Raw genomic sequence first — 17,566 nt, 5'->3', positions numbered from 1 at the left:
AAAAAACTCCCAAGAAATATATAGTATAAGTATAGTCTCTTTACTCTTAGATTATTGTTTTTTAGTTTATCCGTTGCTTTCCGCTACAATCAACTCAGATAGTAAAAGTAAATTCACACTAAAAAGCAACAAACGTTACTAATACAGTTTAAGTATAAAATGAACGATTTACCTATAAGAATAAGTTCCATCTAATTAAAGAAGGGTTTCGATAGTTCCTCATTTTCTATATTATATAATAAGAAAACTCTAACCAAACGGTTAGAGTTTTCTAAGTTGCAACATTAAGCTTCTTGTGCAGCTGGATATACGCTAACTTTTTTGCGGTCACGGCCGAAACGTTCGAAACGAACAACGCCATCAACTTTAGCAAATAAAGTATCATCTCCGCCACGGCCTACGTTTTCACCCGGATAAATCTTTGTACCGCGTTGACGGTAAAGGATTGAGCCGCCTGATACGAACTGTCCATCTCCTGCTTTAGCACCTAAGCGCTTAGCCATGGAGTCACGTCCGTTCTTTGTAGAACCTACTCCCTTTTTGGAAGCGAAGAACTGAAGATCTAATCTTAACATATGTTCCACCTCCTATTTGCTGAGGGTAATTTTCATGTATTTTCCATAATCACGTTCAATTGTTTGAAGGGAAACGAGCATCGATTCCAATATGAGCTGAACTCTTTCTTGTGAATCCTTTGGAAGATCCTCAGGAATTTCACAATGAAGATAACCACCATCTCCGCCTTGATCGATCTTCGGCTGAACATCGGTAAGTGCGAAAATACTATTTACAGCTCCAAAGGATACTGCTGATACACCAGCACAAACAATATCCTGCCCATGTTTCGCAAAATTGGCATGTCCGCTTAATGTGAAGGACGAAATCCTTCCATCAGGGCGATAATCCATTTTGATAGTAATCATTCAATCATACCCTTAAGCGTTGATCTTGCCGATAACAACTTTAGTGTAAGGTTGACGATGACCTTGCTTTTTACGGTTGTTTTTCTTCGCTTTGTATTTGAAAACGATGATCTTCTTTTGACGACCATGCTTCTCAACAGTACCAGTAACAGATACACCGTCCACTAGTGGGCTACCAACTTTAACGTTGTCGCCTCCAACGAATAAAACTTTGTCAAATGTAACTGTTTCGCCTGCTTCCACTTCTAATTTTTCAACGTAGATTACATCGCCTTCAGTTACTCTGATTTGCTTTCCGCCAGTTTCGATAATTGCGTACATACTTGCACCTCCTCTAATGTCTAAGACTCGCCAATCACAGGCGCTTTGCGAAAAAGCAAAAGCTTAAATACCTGATCTGTGCGGTTGTAGCACGGGTGCGCTACAAACATAACATTAAAATCCTAACATGAACTCATTCGAGTGTCAACTAGAAATGTGGAAGCTGAAAGGAACCTCAGCTAATTACCGCCACGTCCTGTGGCTTGTCGGCACTAGCACGTCCTGTGCGTCGGGGCTAGTCGCTGCAACTAGACACAAAAAGTACAAAAACACCTTTATTAACTCAGCTCCAAGATCCAAATTCTCGAATTACATACGAAGGCTTTCCTGCTTCTATTGCTTTGAAATGTATGTCTTTCCTTATAAGCTTTTCAAGATCATGTTTAAATACACTGTTTTCCCCTTCATAAAGCCTTATGACATCGTCAGTGGCTTCGACGGCCACATAATCCCCTTCATGGTTTTGGAATTGTCTCAGCTCTCTTTCTAGCTTGAATGCGATGGTCTGAGGACTTTCCACACTCCCAAGTCCATTACAGGTATAACAATCCATCATGAGCTGTTTGGTTAGTGGTGGTTGTAACCTTTTTCTTGTTAGCTGAAGTAAGCCTAATTCGGTAAATCCAACAAGATGAACATGACGGTCATCCGACTGTTGTTCTTCTTTCATGGTATTAAGAATTGCCTGTTGATTTTGTTTGGATTTCATATTAATGAAGTCCACAAGTATAATTCCACTAATGTTACGTAATCTAATCTGTCTCATTATTTCTTTAGCTGCCATAGTATTCGTTTGCTTGATTGTTGATTCTTTATCCTGCTTACCTGTAAATTTACCTGTATTCACATCGATAATAGCCAAAGCTTCTGTTTCTTCAATAATGATATAAGCTCCATGGTCGAGCCAAACAATACTTTTTTTAAGTTTTTCAAGTTGGGACTCCACATTAAAGGAGTGAAAAATATTCTCTTTTTCCCTGTAATAGTAAATGGACCAGTCTAGTGTATCGTGTAGAACCAACCATTCTTTCAATTGTTGAAATAAATCATGGTTGTCCACCCATAACTCACCATTTTTCTCTTTTGTCAAAGCTTCTTTCAAACGATCTGGAAAATCATTTTTCTTATGCAAAACATCACCGATTTTCGCATTCTGAAGCCGCATAGAAAGTTGATGATAATTCGCCCTTAGTTGCTCTAGTTCTTTAATAAAAGTCTGTTCTTGATTGCCTGACATTCCTGTTCTTATCAGAAGGCCTTCATCTGAACTGCGGAACCTCGCTGCCGTCTCTCTCCATCTTACCTGTTCTTCTTCAGACATTTTCTTGGATACGGAACAATGAGAATGGCCATACATATAAACTAGCCTATCGGTTGAAAGCTCGATAATCCCTGTCAGTTTTGCCCCTTTTCCATCGATTTCATCCGACACAGCCTGGACCATGATTTTTTCTCCTTGATGGATGAAGGATGTAATCGGTTTGGATGGATCGCTCGCACAACGAAAGGAAAGAAGCTGCTCTTTATGCAAAAATCCATTCTTCTCTCTGCCAAAATTGACGAAAGCTGCGTCCATCCCTGGGACTACTTTTTCCACTCTGCCAATATATATATTTCCTACTAGGCTTTGATTGTCGTCCATCCAATTCTCGAAAGCTTCCAATTTATTTTGAATCAGTAAAGCAAATCGTTTTTCCCGAATTCCACTATGAACTATCAATTTTTTTTCTAACAAACAAAAAACCTCTCTTCATGTTTGAAGAAAGGATACCATAACTGCTTCAGATAAAATAGTTTCAACTACATCTAGTGTTATTAATAGGAATACAACAAGTCTCCAACTTTCCCATGAATCTGTTTTTCAGAAAAATATGCATGGAGCAGTTCGGTTTCATCTAACATTCCCCGCTCTTTGCCATTTTTCATGATGATAATTGGGTGCTTGCTGCCCCGCTGGAATTGTTCTAGCACCTTATAGATTTTCATGTTTTCATCCGCTTCAATAGGAGAAAGAGCAAATATTTCATCATTTTTTCCGTAGTGCCTTTCAAGTAAAAAACGTATGAACGAATAGTGTCTTTGCTTCCATTCCATCCAAATCGAAAAAAGGATGAATCCCATCATAATCCATGCACTCAAGTTTAATGGGGAAATAAATAAGATCAGTAATGCGAATGCAACGCAAAACAGCACAGAAAGCTGTAACGTCCTCTCTTGACTCTTCATATACGACTTCCTTTTAGAAAGAGTAAGTAGCAATAGCTTCCCTCCATCCAAAGGCCAAATCGGTAATAAATTAAAGAATAATACTCCCAGGTTCAAATACAAGAATATCTGGAATAAGTCGTGTGGTAATAGACCCATTTTATTTGTAAATAGGGCAACCAGCAATAACCATACATGTTGAATCGGCCCTGCAAGAGTAACAATCAAATCTTCCTTCAAAGGACGATTCCCATGTTCTTCCGTTTCCATCGCACCTCCAAAAGGCAATATGGAAATCGCTTTAATCCTCCACTTATAATAGTGAGCAGCCGCAGCATGACCCATCTCGTGTATGAACAAAATCAAAAACAGCATAAGAATATGAACAAAGTGCGCAGTCATAACCGATAAGCCTGCAACAATCCAGAGAGTCGGATGAATCCTGACTTTAGGAAACAAACCCATATATTTAATCATCAAACGATATCACCTGGTTCGGATCGATGAATGAATCACCTGATTTAATCGCGAAATAGAATTCACCCTTTTCACTATCTTCACTACCTGATACAGTTCCAAGTTCTTTTCCTTTTTCCACAAACTCATAAAGCTTCACATCAATCTTTTGGAGATGACCATACCAAGATTCGGTTTTATTGCTATGCTGAATGATAATCGTTTGTCCGAGATTGTCCTTTACACCTGCGAAAATGACAATTCCTTCATTCATCGCTTCCACTTTAGAATCTTTTCCAGTCTCAATCATAATACCTTCTCCGTTGACCTCAAAGCTTTGTGAGATCTTCCCTGATGCAGGTACAGCATAAGAGACCGTCCCTTCACTCTCCTCTTTGCTAGCTTCTAAACTTTCTTTCTGTTTTTGCTCAGGTAAAAAAGCAATCGGTTTGCCGAAGGTTTCTTCATACCAATCTGTAATCGCTGCAAATTGCAATTCAAAAGTAAGAGATTTTTCCACTAACTCCCTCGGCTTATCTAGTTTCTCTGAAGGATGTTTGAATAGCACGGCAGTACCAATGAGGAGCAATGCGGCAGCAAGGACCTTAAATAATATTAATTCCTTTTTAAACAGTGGATGACTATCATCCGACATCTCATAGCTTGTGTATGAGCTCGTTCTTCCACGATCATTTTCATAGATGGTGTTCCAATCACGGGAACGACTGTCTTTCATCTTTTTACGTTTGGTAATTCGGTTCTGTATTTCCTTTCTTCGATTACTCATCATCACCTATCCCGGGCTCCTTTTATCGATACTTTGTATCAATGTATGAGCGACTTGTCCAACCTATTCTTGAAAAACGGAAAATCTAGTTTAAGAATGGGTAGGTGCAAAAACATGAAAAAGGCTTCTGCTTTTTTCAGAACCCTTTTTCTTTAAATCTATATCGTTGTGGATTGTCCTAGGACTCCCACATTCTCATCTCGCCATAATCGTTTCCAAGAGAAAAATATCGTCACAGAAGCCAAAATCATCATGATACTAAGAATTCCAAAGCTCAAGACGACTCCTGTCGCTGCTAAATTTGTAAATACAATTAATAAGATTATTCTAAAGGCAAGCCCAATTGCCCTGAAAAGACTATCGATCCTTCCAATGATTTCATTAGGGATATGATCCATCATAAACGAATTCCTTGCTACCCTGACGCCTGAGTTTCCAATTGCAATGAAAAACATGAATCCAAGATAAATCGGCAGACTTACCCATATGATCAGTGAAATGAAAAGTGTATAGCAAAAGACAGTCAATACCATTGTTTTTTCATTGCCAATTTTTTTGGCAACTAGCGGAATTAGCATGCCAGCAATCATGGCACCCATACCATAGATCATGCTTTCCATTCCATACACTGACGCATCTGCTTTCAGAACTTCAGATAAATAGACTGGGAAAAGATAATTTGTCATCATGACCCCAATAAAGGGCATGACGGATGCGATGAGAAACAGGAACATGGTAGGTTTTTTTGACATGAATCTAAAACCTGCAGTCATTTTTCCGGAAAAGTCTTCCTTGTTTTTCTCTTGCATTAATCTCTGATAAGGAATTCTGATAAAGTAATAAATAGCAATCAGATAAGTGAACGCGTCCAGAAGCAAGATCCATTGTAGCTCCACTTTGATCATAAGGAAGCTTGCTACCGCTCCTGCAATCATACTTGATAATTGCCCTTGAACCTCCATCATCCCGTTTAAAGCTTTATATTGCCTCTTTTCAAATATCTCTTGGTTAAAAGCAAACATCGTAGGATAAAAGAGAGTATAGTAAAGACTGCCCGTAAAATACAGAACGATTAAATGCCATGTTTCATACGCCCCACCTACCAAACCACTCCCCGCGAAAGCAACCAACATTATAAAACCGAAAATTTCACCTGCAAGGAGGATGCTTTTTCGTGACCACTTATCAATTAGGAGCCCAATCGATGGCGTAATCACAAAATTAACCATTGTCATGATTAACGTTATATATCCAAATAGGGAAGAGCCATTTTCTGATGTTACTAACAACCAAGGAATGGCGATCATTGTAATTCCAGAACCAATCGATGACGCTATGTTTGCTACAAGAATGCTGCGAAAGCGAAAATCCTTATAGAGTGAGTTCACTGGACTTCCTCCTTTTCCTCTTGTAGAAGGAAGAAATCAGTATACATTTTCAACTCAGTCATAAGTCGATCGATATTGTCCAGGGCATCATTCACGAGTTGTTGGTTGTAATAATCAAAGTCTGTTGGATCCAGCACTATCTGTTTTGGTAACACATTCGCATATAGTGATCGACCAGTTGTACGCATATTGTTTAATGCATTGATACCACCCTTACCTCCTCCTGCAACGGCAATAAGTGACACAGGTTTATTGGCAAAGTATTCACTCCCCAGAAAATCCAGTGCGTTCTTCAATGCTCCGCTCATCGCACCGTGATACTCCGGTGAAGCAAAAATGATTCCGTCTGCAGATTTCACTGCATTTTGTAATTTTAGAACTGCAAGATCTTGTTTCTGTGATACATCTCCATTGAATAAAGGTAAGACTACTTCGCTTAAATCAATACTTTCCATACTATATTTTTCCGAGATGCTTTTAACCGCTAACCGAGTCCGCCCCGTTTTTCTAGGACTTCCATTTATTATCAACAATTTCATATCCGTTCTCTCCTTGTTATTTTATACTTTTAGTATAGGGAGAGTTACGGTTTGCAACCTCATTCAATGGACAGAACCTCATTTCAGATATTAGACCGATAGAAAAAAGAAAAACTCTACGACTATAGTTGTAGAGTTACACTTTATGAATGCCTTGCTTCACTGCAAAAAGGGCTGCCTGTGTCCGGTCATGTAAATTTAACTTGGAAAGGATATTAGAAACATGGGTTTTAACCGTTTTTTCTGTGATAAATAAATCCGAAGCTATTTCTTTATTACTCTTCCCGGAAGCGATTTCACGTAACACTTCAATTTCACGAGATGTCAATTCAGCAACTGGATCCCGCTCGGATTTTTTTCCTTGGAGATGGGTTAGCAATTGTGCTGTGACAGACGGATCAAGCCCACTTTCTCCTTTCATCATTGCTTTTATCGCATGGACCAGTTTATCAGGATCACTATCCTTTAACTGATAGCCACTTGCCCCTGCTTCAAGGGCAGGAATGACGTGATGCTGATCGGCAAAGCTTGTAAGAATTAAGATTTTAATGTTTGGATTTTGGTGATGGATTAATTTAGTAGCTTCAATCCCATCTAATATAGGCATCGATAAGTCCATTAACATTAAATCTGGTTTTAGTGCAGCCGCTTTTTCAACGGCAGCTTGCCCATTGTCGGCTTCCCCAACAACAGTGAAGCCTTCTTGTGTCTGTAGGAATAGGACCAAACCTTTCCTTACAATATGGTGATCATCCGCAATTACGATTTTTATAGTCAATTTGAATTCCCCCTAAAATGGAATGACTGTTTCAATGGTCGTCCCTTTGCCCCGTACACTCTGTAAATGGAAACTTCCATTCAAGGACAGAACTCTTTGTTTCATATTCTTCAATCCCCAACTAGGAAGCTCTAAATCTGGCTGATATTCAAATCCTTTCCCATGATCTGAAATATTCATATAAACTTGTTCTTTTTTCATTTCAATAGATAAAAACACCTCATTTTGACCGGAGTGCTTATTACAATTATTGAAAGCTTCTTGTGCGATTCGGAACAATGTTTCTTCTACATGCGCAGGTAATAATGAAGTACCTTTGACTTTGCTTTGAACATTGAGTCCGAGCATTTGTCCGTATCCACTTAAAGCACAGACTATTCCTTTTTCCAGCTCCTTCGGACGCAATTGCCAAATTAGAGCCCTCATTTCAGCCTGTGCCTCCATCGCAAGATTTTGAATGTCAGAAAAAGTGGATTTAATCTGTCCTTCCTCTTGAAGTGACGGACCCACTTTAGCCATAAGATTAATAGAGAACAGTAATTGATTCACGGAATCGTGTAAATCCTGGGCCAATCGATTGCGTTCTTCTACAAGCGCTAAAGCACTATGCCTCTCCGTCAAATTTATTCGTTTGATCGTATTACCGATTTGCAAAGCGATCGACTCTAATAGAGCCAATTCTTCATTCTTGAATATTTCTTTGCTCGGTGATGCAATATTTAAAATCCCGAATTTTTCATCCCCTGATTTCAAAGGAACCGAAGCATGATGGGTGAGCCCAAACGTTTCACCCCATTGGTTCTCAATCGCATCCTCCAGTCTTTTACATCCGATAATATTTACTGCTTTATCCAATCTTCCATCTTTATACCGGTCTAAACACCAGCAATTCCCTTTAATCATGGGGGTGTACGTCTCATTCAAGAGCGCAGGTGGTAAATTTACTGAAGCGACCAGCTCATAATTTTCATGTTCATCGAGCAAAAAAATCCAACCGGTAGCAAAACCTGTGATTTCTAGCAATTTGGACAGAACATCATTTAATACCACCTTAATATCAGTACCTTTATTTAATGTTTCAGCTATTTCTTTTAAGATCACCAATTCAGATAAGTGGTTTTGTGATTTCATCCCTGTTCTCCTACTATGTTCTTTCCTTTATTATACATTTCAGAATATTGTTGTACATAGAATGATCTGCATTCTCTTTGAAATGAAAAGAAGAGGGGATTCTACATCCCCTCTTCTACAGCAATAAATCTTAATTTTTGGCTGTTTTCGTTTACTTTGTTGCTTACAATGGAGTGATTGATTTACACTCAAGGATCTCGCTTCCGCTCCAATCAACCTGTTTATTATCCGTTTGCTTAACAAAACCATAGAATATTCAGTTAATTAATTGTAATCCTGCTATACCAGTAGGTTTTATGTCAAAGATTTGTTTTTATGTTCTGAATTTATTATTGAAAGAAGCTTTTGATTAGTTGCTATAGTTATCATTTATACTAAAAAAACACCCAACATGGTTGGATGCTCTAAAAGTCATGATTTAACGCCAAACATCTTTTTAATTTTTGCAAACATTCCTTTAGGCTCGTCCTCTAATGCTTTCAATGGCACAGATTCCCCTAAAATTCTTCTTGCAATGTTTCGATATGCGACGGATGCACGGTTGTTAGGATCCAAAGCAATTGGTTCCCCTTGGTTCGAAGCTCTGATCACCTGGTCATCATCCGCTACGATCCCAATCAAATCAATGGATAAATGAGTAGTGATTTCATCAATATCCAGCATTTCTCCGCTTTTTAACATATGGCTACGAATACGATTGATGACTAGTTTAGGAGCTTCGACGTTCTCCTCTTTCTCTAACAATCCGATAATGCGGTCAGCATCTCGAACAGCTGATACTTCCGGTGTGGTGACTACAATAGCTTTATCCGCTCCCGCTACTGCATTTTTAAATCCTTGTTCGATTCCTGCTGGACAATCGATAATGATATAGTCATAATCTTGCTTTAGCTCGTCAATCAGTTTTTTCATTTGTTCTGGAGTGACAGCATTTTTATCGCTCGTTTGGGCAGCCGGTAATAGATACAATAAACCTTCAAACCGCTTATCTTTCACAAGAGCTTGATGAATTTTGCATCGTCCTTCAATCACATCCACCAAATCATAGATAATACGGTTTTCAAGACCCATGACAACGTCTAAATTACGAAGGCCGATGTCAGTGTCTACTAAACAAACTTTTTTCCCAAGGATTGCTAACGATGTCCCAAGGTTAGCAGAGGTAGTCGTTTTACCGACTCCTCCCTTGCCAGATGTAATTACTATAGCCTCGCCCACGATTAGAGTCCCCCTTCTAATCTATTTAAAATAGGTCTTACTTTCTTTAATACTTGTAACTTATCTATAACAATATCATTCTTCTCACTCAAATAAGCACATTGCATTTCATAAGATGCCTCTTGTGAATCATCTTGCATCAACGAGACACTTTCGGCGATTCGAAGCTGCGAAGCCTTCATGACAGAAGCTGCGATGACAGACTCTGCATTTCCATTACATCCTGCATGCGCTGCACCCTTCAGCATACCAATAATAAAGATATTCCCACCAGCTTTGACCGTTCCTCCAGGATTTACATCCCCAATCAACAATAGATCACCTTTTACTTCGAGAACCTGTCCAGATCGAACGATGGAAGCAATGGTTTCAATACTGCTCTCTTCCTTCCATCTTTTTGCCTCTTCGAAAGGTATGACATTGGAGTCAAAGTCCTCAATGATCAGCTTTTCTTTCTGTTGGATCACACTCTTAATTTCTTCTTCCTGTTCTGGAGTAAGCAAACGGTTTCCTGTATGTACTCGAACAGAAATATGTGGGTCATGCTTTTGGAATTTATATTTTGCCGAGAGCTTTTCTTCGAGGTCTCTTTTAATCTCAAAAAACGAGCAGTGATCATCGAGATGGAGCGTCAGGCCTTCCTTCGTGCCTTTTATCATAACAGTTTGAGAACTTCTAATACTCATAACGCCATTGTCACCTCAATGAATGAATAATTCTACATACGAAAAGCCAATTCCTTTTTTTCCATATAACTAAAGTAGGATTTCAGCCTGAAGGGGTTAATCTCGCACTCCTTCAAGCTGAAGTTTTTCGATTTGTTTTTTCAATGGATAAGAAAATATAACAACTGCTGCCGCATTCAAGGCTAATGTTGGTAGAAGTCTCACTGTTGCAAATTCATGATACGACATCGATGCGACTCCAATAATTAAATTCATTTGGAAAATCGCCAGTTCCAAAATAGCTATGCTTAGCACAGTCATGATGGAGACAATCAATATATTGTTTTGTAGTACCCTCATTAAGCTAGATAAAAGGAAAGTGATGATAGGGAATGCAAATAAATAAATCCCCAAAACCTCAGTATAAACGACGTCGAACATTATACCTAGGATAAGGGCATAGACCAAGGCTGTTCTTCTTGTCCCATATACAGCTAAAAACACAAGGAAAATCATGATAAAGCGAGGTACAAAAATATTCTCACTCTTTAACAGATCTCCTAAAAAAAGATTCACAAAAAGACTTTCGGAAATGAAGATAAAGCCAGCTATGAGAGGAAGGATAAGTTTTCTCACAAATTCTCATCCTCCGATGACTCTATCATTTCATCTTCTTGTAATAAAGACTTGGCGGATTTCACTTTTCGGTCGACCACCATCACGTTTGCTATATCATAAAATTCAGCAGCTGGCTTCAGATAGGCAACTTGAGTCAAACCGTATTGATCCGTCTCAACCTCTTCCACTGTACCAATCACAAGACCAGCAGGGAAAATTCCACCTAAACCTGAAGTCAAAACATGGGAACCCTTTTTGACCTTTTCATTGAAAGGAATTCTTTTGAGTTTGAGCATTTGTTTCTTCTGGTCATATCCTTCGATAAGTCCAAAAATATCTTTCTCGCCTTGTATGTAAGCAGAAATCCTATTTTTAGGGTCTTGAGCGCTTAATAATTGAACAGAAGAAGTGAACTGATTGGCATACTTAACCCTACCAATTAAACCTTTTGCAGTAATAACAGCCATGTTTTTCTCAACACCATGAATTTTCCCTTTATTGATCGTGACAAGCTCATAATACCAGCGATCTGGGTTTCTGCCAATCACTGTAGCCTGAATAGGGGTAAAATCGTGGAGGCTGTCTTTTTTATCAAGGATTTCCCTAAGCTCCTTGTTTTCCTTCTCTAAATCCTGTACTTCAGTTTTTAGCTTTACATACTCGTCTAATCGAGCTTTCAATTTCTTATTCTCATCATATGTATTTTGAAGATCACGAAAATTTTCAATTGTCCCTGTGATATAAGCCACAGGTGTATGGAAAATTTGTTGAGCAAGACCGGTAGCATCCTTAATGAATTGCTCCGGCCAGCTCAAACGGTCGCGTTCTCTTAATGAAAACCCAATCAATGCCACGAGGATGATTATGCTAACCAAAAGTAGGATTAGTTTCTTATTAAAAAACTGTGGCATGATTTACACCTCGATAATATTTACTAAGTTGAAATTAACGGTAATCCTTCGCACGCGCTCTGAATAAATGAATGTGATCTAATGCTTTACCCGTTCCAATCGCAACACAATCCAATGGATTTTCTGCAATTAATACAGGCATTTTAGTTTCTTGGCTGATGACCTTGTCCATATTGCGCAATAGAGCACCCCCACCAGTCAAGACGATACCGCGATCCATAATGTCAGCAGCCAGTTCAGGTGGAGTTTTTTCTAATGTATTTTTAACCGAATCGACAATCGCATAAACCGTATCATTTAATGCTTTTGAAATCTCTTCTGCCGAAATTTCAATCGTTTTAGGTAAACCTGTCAACAAATCACGACCACGGATTTCCATGTTTTCAATTCCGTCTGGATCTCCTGCTGAACCAACTTCCATTTTGATTGTTTCAGCCGTTCGCTCCCCAATCATCAGATTATACGTTTTACGAATATAATTGACGATGGCTTCATCCATTTCATCACCAGCAATTCGAATTGATTGGCTAGTAACAATCCCTCCTAAAGAGATAATTGCCACTTCAGTTGTACCTCCGCCAATATCAACAACCATGCTACCTGTAGGCTCCCAAACAGGTAGGTTTGCTCCGATTGCTGCGGCAAATGGCTCTTCAATCGTATAAGCATCTCTAGCTCCAGCTTGACGAGTCGCATCAATTACAGCCCGTTCTTCTACTGCCGTAATTCCTGATGGTACACACACCATAACATAAGGCTTTCTTGAGAAATAGCCTTTTGGTTGAGCTTGATTGATATAATATTTCATCATGGTCGCAGTCGTTTCATAATCAGCAATAACTCCGTCCTTCATAGGGCGTAGGGCTACAACATTCCCTGGAGTACGACCAATCATATTTTTCGCATCGTTTCCAACCGCTACAATTTGCTTTGTGTCTGTTTGAAGAGCAACGACAGAAGGTTCGCGAACTGCGATTCCTTTTCCTTTTAAATATACAAGCGTATTAGCTGTACCTAAATCAATTCCAAGATCTTTTGCACCGATTCCCAACATTCTAATATCTCCCTTTCTGAACATAAATGCATTGTATACGAAGTAATAATAATCTATTATCTTGTACGATTTTGAGGCCCTTTTATTCCGCTTATGGGCAGTTGAACAGAGCGTTAAATTAAGTGTGATGATTTCTTTCTAAAAAAAAATCATAAATTATATTATATAGTAACGTCAAAAATTTTGATAGTGTTACAAATACCCTTTTTCTTTTAGACTGACATATTTTTTGTCACCGATAATCACGTGGTCTAAAATATCAATCCCAATGATTTTCCCGCATTCGGAAAGTCTTTTCGTCACCTCAATATCCTCACGGCTTGGGGTAGGATCGCCAGAAGGGTGATTATGGACACAAATGATGCTAGCAGCACTTCTCCGGAATGCCTCTTTATAGACCTCTCGAGGATGTACGATACTTGAATTCAAGCTACCGATAAAAATGGTTTGTTTATGGAGGACTTGATTTTTCGTATTGAGGTAAAGGCAGACAAAATGCTCCTGTGTTAAAAAACGCATATCGTTCATACAATAATTTGCACAATCTTCCGGAGAACGAATCACATACCTGTCTTGGTCTGTGAAATTGCTGATTCGTCTCCCTAATTCGACTGCAGCCAAAATCTGTATCGCCTTTGCCTCGCCTATCCCTCGGATGCTGATGATTTCTTCAACTGATGCATCCTTCAATAAACGTAAACCTTCAAAATAGGAGATCAGCTTATTAGATAGCTGCATGACCGACTCATCTTTCGTGCCGGTCCTTAACAGTAATGCTAACAATTCCTGGTTTGATAAGCTTTGTGCACCATCTTGAAGGAATCGTTCCCGCGGCCGTTCATCCTTCGGAAAATCTCTTATTAACATTTTAGTGGTCATAGAACCTTCCTTTCCCTTAAAAGGACGAAAGGAAGCATGAACCGACTTAGTCTTGGAAGTGCTTAAGTTCTCTAGATAACCTGGAAACCGGCAAGCCTACGACACTGAAATAATCACCGTTGATTTTCTTTACGAATAGTGAACCAAATCCTTGAATACCGTAGGATCCTGCCTTGTCAAAGGGTTCCCCACTATCTAAATACGACGTGATGTCACTGTCAGTCAGCTCCCAAAACGTCACTTCCGTTTCTTTATAAAAACTTTTCACTTTGTCGCCTTTCACTAGTGCAACACCTGTCAAAACTCGATGCTCTCGCCCTGAAAGTTGTCGAAGCATGGCAAAAGCATCCTCACGATCTCTTGGTTTCCCTAAAATATTGCCATCACAAACAACTACAGTGTCACTTCCTATAATAATGTCATCCAAGAATTGCACTGCAACCGCTTTTGCTTTTCTTTCAGCAAGCTGTACGACTGCTTCTTCAGCTTCCATATCATGTGGAATATGCTCATCAATATCACTGGAGTGAACTCTAAAGGGGATTTGAAGAAGAGATAGAAGTTCTTGTCTTCGAGGAGAAGAAGAAGCCAAAATTATAGATTGCATACATCATCACCATGCCTAACATGTTCAAATTGGGAGATACATTAGTATCGTATCAAATAAGAGGGACATGTACAATGAAAGCCTTCATTAAAAATGTAATTCTCATGTCTGACTGAAAAAAAGTATTAGTCTTCATTCAATTTATGTTCATTAACACATTATCATACTCTTTATGCATAAAGAAAAGAGACCCTCATCGGATCCCTCAGATTTTCACAATGTCGAATCATTTCCCGGTAAATAAACGTGTTTCGACATCAGCCGTTCTGGTAGAGTTTTAAGAAGTTCAATAAATGCACTTGGCCTTTTACAAGCACTTCGACTTTACCGTTCTTTGCAAAATCAGCAAGCATCGATTGACTTTCTAGAAGCTCCTTTATAGCCAGCTGCATCGATTCTTTTTCTAGCTTAGTCATATTCGATTGAAGATGTTCTTGGACGCTTGCATCTCCACTAATTTCTGCTGACTTATCACCTGTCATGGCTAATGCATAAAGAGCAGTCAGGCTATTATAATATTGGATACTCTTGGTCATAGTTTCCAAATCTGATTTATTGACTAGCATCTCTTTCGGGGCATCTATCGTGATTTGCTTCCAGAATGCGTCTATCCCTAAACCTTTATAATACCCTGAAATACTCTTGGTTCCTTCTAATGTATTTCCCGCACCTAGTAAAACATAAAACTTTCCATCCAGTTGAAATATTTCCGTACTCAGTTTTTGCGACTTAAACGCTTCTTGTTGTGCTGTTGCAGCTTCCATGGTGCTGAAAACGCCACCTTGCACGACAAATGCTTGAATGGAAGGAAGTGGAACCTTTGAGGTTTCTGATTGCTCAGTTTCCGTCTGTGTACTCGGCGGTACATTAGTAACTACACTCTCTTCCTTTTTTGCCGTCATCGTATTTAAAACAATCCAGCCAAAACTAATCCCTAGCGCTACAGCAAATACGATGGCAACGAATAAAGATTTTATAAGTCCTGCAGGATTTTTCTTTTTGTTCCAGCCAATGGTTGTAATCGTCACACCCTTATTACTTTTCTTTGGCGTGACAAAAATAGATTCTTTTTTAGAAATATCATCTTCGGGAGTAGGTAGTATCCAATCAAAGCTTTCCTCTTCCGCCTGGGTCGAAGCTGCAGATTCAAGTTGGGATTGTATGACTTCCTGGAGAGGTGGTTGCTCTTCATCCTTTATTTCAGGTTTTTTTTCTTCCATAAAAGAACGATTTCTTCCATTGATTTTAATAGTGATGGTAGATGGTTTTGACTTGTCCATTCCCTAAAATGCCTCCTTTCGACGGGGTTTGTTTCATCCTACCATAGGTGAAAAAAAAAATAACAAGACTTTTGTCGTCTTGTTATCAATAGCTTTCGTCAAATATCGTCAAGGATTGTACGGGACTGGAATCTCAATTGTTTGATCAGCCAGAAGTCTACTTATTCCATTCCAGGACTTAATCGTCTTTTGCTCTTCTGGGTCGCTATAGTAATTCATAGCAAGACTAAAAAACGTGTCTCCAGATTCTACTCTATGTTTGTATACCTTATAGGAATTACCGTTCTTTTCTACAACTTCATAGTCTTTAATCGCATCCTCAGATTCATTATCGCCTTGTTTAATTGTCGAATCTTCTGATGAAGCTTCATTTTCACTAGGTTTTGAATCTGATTGATCGTTCGATGATTCAGTACTAGGCAATACCTCGACTGGCACAAGTGGGTTAATCTTTTCTGAAGGGGCAGGTTTTTCGTATTTCGGCAATTGACTCTTCAAATCTTCTAATTTCGGGAAATAGAAGGTTGAAACCGTAACACTATACGTTAACTTTGTAACGGGTACCGTTGCTTCCCTCACTTCACGTTGTCCTGTAAAAGTAAGATTATCAATTTTTGTAATACGAGGCAGTTCTTCAATCGCCTTTATAAAAGCTTCCAATTCAAAATAGGAAGGAGACTCAACGGTCATGGATACCGTCAACTGTTCTACACCTTCAGGTAATGGAACAGCGGGCATTGTTTCAATTGGTTTGCCGTTTTCATCGACGTTAGTATCAGTAGTTGTTGAGTTAGATTGTGAAGAACCGATAGCATTACCTATTTCAGTAGCTAAATTATTTTCAGATTCTGATGTCACTTCTGATTGATTTTGTCCAAAATTAAAACTTGTAATTAGGCTACCAGATTCTACTTCCGCTCGTTCCAATTCCAGAATGAACTGGTCGACTAAAGGTGCCACTGGCAGTTTCTTTTGTAACTCTGTCGTTTGAGTAATGATCTCGCCAGTTTTCTCAGTATTTGGAGATCCACTTTCCCCTAACTTTTCTTCTTGAGCTGAAATCATGGTGCTCAAAGACGAAATTCGTTCTTTTAATGGTAGAAAATGAAACCAGAAAGCATATCCAAAACCCAATGTACCAAGGCCAATGATGATGACAATGAAAGTAAGGAACTTTTTACGGGAATCCATTATGGCTTCACCTCTCCTTCTCTTTCAGCTAGTTTTAATGCCTCAAGGTCCACTTTAACGGTATATTGGGTGATATATCTAGGCAACACATCGTTTTTTATGATAGGTTGAGATTCTTCTTCTTGCCCAACTGTCTCCGTTACAATGCTTAATAGTGTTGCTTCTTTAATTAACTTAGAATCTTCAAGACGTTTTAAATAAAAGGCCGATTCTCTTGAAGAATCAAATTGAATCGTTAGTTGAGCATCACCACTATCTTGATACGAAAAATTCAACAAAAATCCTCGCTCTGGAAGTAAAGATGCCAAATGTCTCAGTAATAAAAATGTCGAGACCGGATAATTCTCTGCCCAGTCTACTGCAGTTTCTAATTCACTCGTAGAACTTTGGTCAGCGCTTTGCAACTGTTTTTCTTGTTGAATATTCGCAAGCTTCTCCAACGATGAGAGCTGTTGCTGGAGTCTGACCTCCTTTTCCACTTGCTGCTCATAAGTGAACCAAGAGTAAACTGCAACTGCTGCCACGATGAAGAATAGCATGAGTATGCCAAGAAGCTGGAACGATCTTCTCTTTTCTTTTTGGGGCATTAAATTAATATCCACTAACATTCTCGAC

General features: G+C 39.0%; 20 protein-coding genes and 1 other annotated feature. All 20 genes read right to left on the bottom strand.

What is annotated here, in order from left to right; translation table 11 throughout:
• Positions 1 to 284: 284 nt before the first annotated feature.
• Positions 285 to 575, bottom strand: a complete 291-nt coding sequence (gene rpmA, locus G3O09_RS12345) for a 50S ribosomal protein L27 (protein ID WP_163101802.1) — start codon at positions 573 to 575, stop codon at positions 285 to 287.
• Between the two features lie 12 nt (positions 576 to 587).
• Positions 588 to 923 carry a ribosomal-processing cysteine protease Prp gene (locus G3O09_RS12340; RefSeq protein ID WP_163101801.1) on the bottom strand — a complete coding sequence of 112 codons (336 nt, stop codon included), beginning with the start codon at positions 921 to 923 and terminating at the stop codon, positions 588 to 590.
• A gap of 12 nt (positions 924 to 935) precedes the next feature.
• Positions 936 to 1,244 (bottom strand): 50S ribosomal protein L21, encoded by a 309-nt coding sequence (rplU, locus tag G3O09_RS12335; RefSeq protein WP_163101800.1) that lies wholly within the window; start codon positions 1,242 to 1,244, stop codon positions 936 to 938.
• Positions 1,245 to 1,257: 13 nt separating this feature from the next.
• Positions 1,258 to 1,340 (bottom strand) — a sequence feature (ribosomal protein L21 leader region).
• A 187-nt stretch (positions 1,341 to 1,527) separates the two neighbouring features.
• Complete coding sequence (locus G3O09_RS12330) at positions 1,528 to 2,979, bottom strand: Rne/Rng family ribonuclease (RefSeq protein ID WP_163101799.1); 1,452 nt, start codon at positions 2,977 to 2,979, stop codon at positions 1,528 to 1,530.
• Between the two features lie 80 nt (positions 2,980 to 3,059).
• The gene (locus G3O09_RS12325) at positions 3,060 to 3,926 is read right to left on the bottom strand and encodes a M50 family metallopeptidase (RefSeq protein ID WP_163101798.1); all 867 of its coding nucleotides are present in this window, start codon (positions 3,924 to 3,926) and stop codon (positions 3,060 to 3,062) included.
• On the bottom strand, positions 3,919 to 4,692 hold the full coding sequence (locus tag G3O09_RS12320; RefSeq protein WP_163101936.1) for a M23 family metallopeptidase: 774 nt from the start codon (positions 4,690 to 4,692) through the stop codon (positions 3,919 to 3,921). Before G3O09_RS12320 ends, G3O09_RS12325 begins: the two co-directional genes overlap by 8 nt.
• A 158-nt stretch (positions 4,693 to 4,850) precedes the next feature.
• Positions 4,851 to 6,080, bottom strand: coding sequence for an MFS transporter (locus G3O09_RS12315; protein ID WP_163101797.1), 1,230 nt, complete (start codon positions 6,078 to 6,080; stop codon positions 4,851 to 4,853).
• Entirely contained in the window at positions 6,077 to 6,619 is a 543-nt protein-coding gene (locus G3O09_RS12310) for an NADPH-dependent FMN reductase (protein ID WP_163101796.1), read from the bottom strand. Before G3O09_RS12310 ends, G3O09_RS12315 begins: the two co-directional genes overlap by 4 nt.
• Before the next feature lie 136 nt (positions 6,620 to 6,755).
• On the bottom strand, positions 6,756 to 7,397 hold the full coding sequence (locus G3O09_RS12305) for a response regulator (RefSeq protein WP_163101795.1): 642 nt from the start codon (positions 7,395 to 7,397) through the stop codon (positions 6,756 to 6,758).
• 12 nt (positions 7,398 to 7,409) lie between these two features.
• Positions 7,410 to 8,528 carry a GAF domain-containing sensor histidine kinase gene (locus G3O09_RS12300; protein ID WP_163101794.1) on the bottom strand — a complete coding sequence of 373 codons (1,119 nt, stop codon included), beginning with the start codon at positions 8,526 to 8,528 and terminating at the stop codon, positions 7,410 to 7,412.
• A gap of 411 nt (positions 8,529 to 8,939) precedes the next feature.
• A complete protein-coding gene (gene minD / locus G3O09_RS12295) occupies positions 8,940 to 9,746 on the bottom strand; it encodes a septum site-determining protein MinD (RefSeq protein WP_163101793.1) in 807 nt (268 codons plus the stop codon).
• Between the two features lie 2 nt (positions 9,747 to 9,748).
• Positions 9,749 to 10,426 carry a septum site-determining protein MinC gene (gene minC / locus G3O09_RS12290; protein ID WP_163101935.1) on the bottom strand — a complete coding sequence of 226 codons (678 nt, stop codon included), beginning with the start codon at positions 10,424 to 10,426 and terminating at the stop codon, positions 9,749 to 9,751.
• Between the two features lie 102 nt (positions 10,427 to 10,528).
• Positions 10,529 to 11,047 (bottom strand): rod shape-determining protein MreD, encoded by a 519-nt coding sequence (gene mreD, locus G3O09_RS12285; protein ID WP_163101792.1) that lies wholly within the window; start codon positions 11,045 to 11,047, stop codon positions 10,529 to 10,531.
• Entirely contained in the window at positions 11,044 to 11,940 is an 897-nt protein-coding gene (mreC, locus tag G3O09_RS12280; RefSeq protein ID WP_163101791.1) for a rod shape-determining protein MreC, read from the bottom strand. The genes mreD and mreC overlap by 4 nt, the downstream gene beginning before the upstream one ends.
• A gap of 34 nt (positions 11,941 to 11,974) precedes the next feature.
• The gene (locus G3O09_RS12275) at positions 11,975 to 12,994 is read right to left on the bottom strand and encodes a rod shape-determining protein (protein WP_163101790.1); all 1,020 of its coding nucleotides are present in this window, start codon (positions 12,992 to 12,994) and stop codon (positions 11,975 to 11,977) included.
• Between the two features lie 192 nt (positions 12,995 to 13,186).
• Positions 13,187 to 13,873 carry a RadC family protein gene (radC, locus tag G3O09_RS12270; protein WP_163101789.1) on the bottom strand — a complete coding sequence of 229 codons (687 nt, stop codon included), beginning with the start codon at positions 13,871 to 13,873 and terminating at the stop codon, positions 13,187 to 13,189.
• A gap of 46 nt (positions 13,874 to 13,919) precedes the next feature.
• Positions 13,920 to 14,480, bottom strand: coding sequence for a Maf family protein (locus G3O09_RS12265; protein WP_163101788.1), 561 nt, complete (start codon positions 14,478 to 14,480; stop codon positions 13,920 to 13,922).
• Positions 14,481 to 14,737: 257 nt separating this feature from the next.
• A complete protein-coding gene (locus tag G3O09_RS12260; RefSeq protein WP_163101787.1) occupies positions 14,738 to 15,760 on the bottom strand; it encodes a hypothetical protein in 1,023 nt (340 codons plus the stop codon).
• A 108-nt stretch (positions 15,761 to 15,868) separates the two neighbouring features.
• Entirely contained in the window at positions 15,869 to 16,951 is a 1,083-nt protein-coding gene (locus G3O09_RS12255; RefSeq protein ID WP_163101786.1) for a LysM peptidoglycan-binding domain-containing protein, read from the bottom strand.
• Positions 16,951 to 17,559, bottom strand: a complete 609-nt coding sequence (locus G3O09_RS12250) for a hypothetical protein (RefSeq protein ID WP_163101785.1) — start codon at positions 17,557 to 17,559, stop codon at positions 16,951 to 16,953. The genes G3O09_RS12255 and G3O09_RS12250 overlap by 1 nt, the downstream gene beginning before the upstream one ends.
• Between the last annotated feature and the right edge of the window lie 7 nt (positions 17,560 to 17,566).

The sequence above is a fragment of the Peribacillus alkalitolerans genome (assembly GCF_010882125.1).
Classification (GTDB): domain Bacteria; phylum Bacillota; class Bacilli; order Bacillales; family DSM-1321; genus Bacillus_BN; species Bacillus_BN alkalitolerans.
The sequence above is the reverse complement of the archived record's forward strand: the minus strand, read 5'-3'. Positions and strand labels throughout refer to the sequence as shown.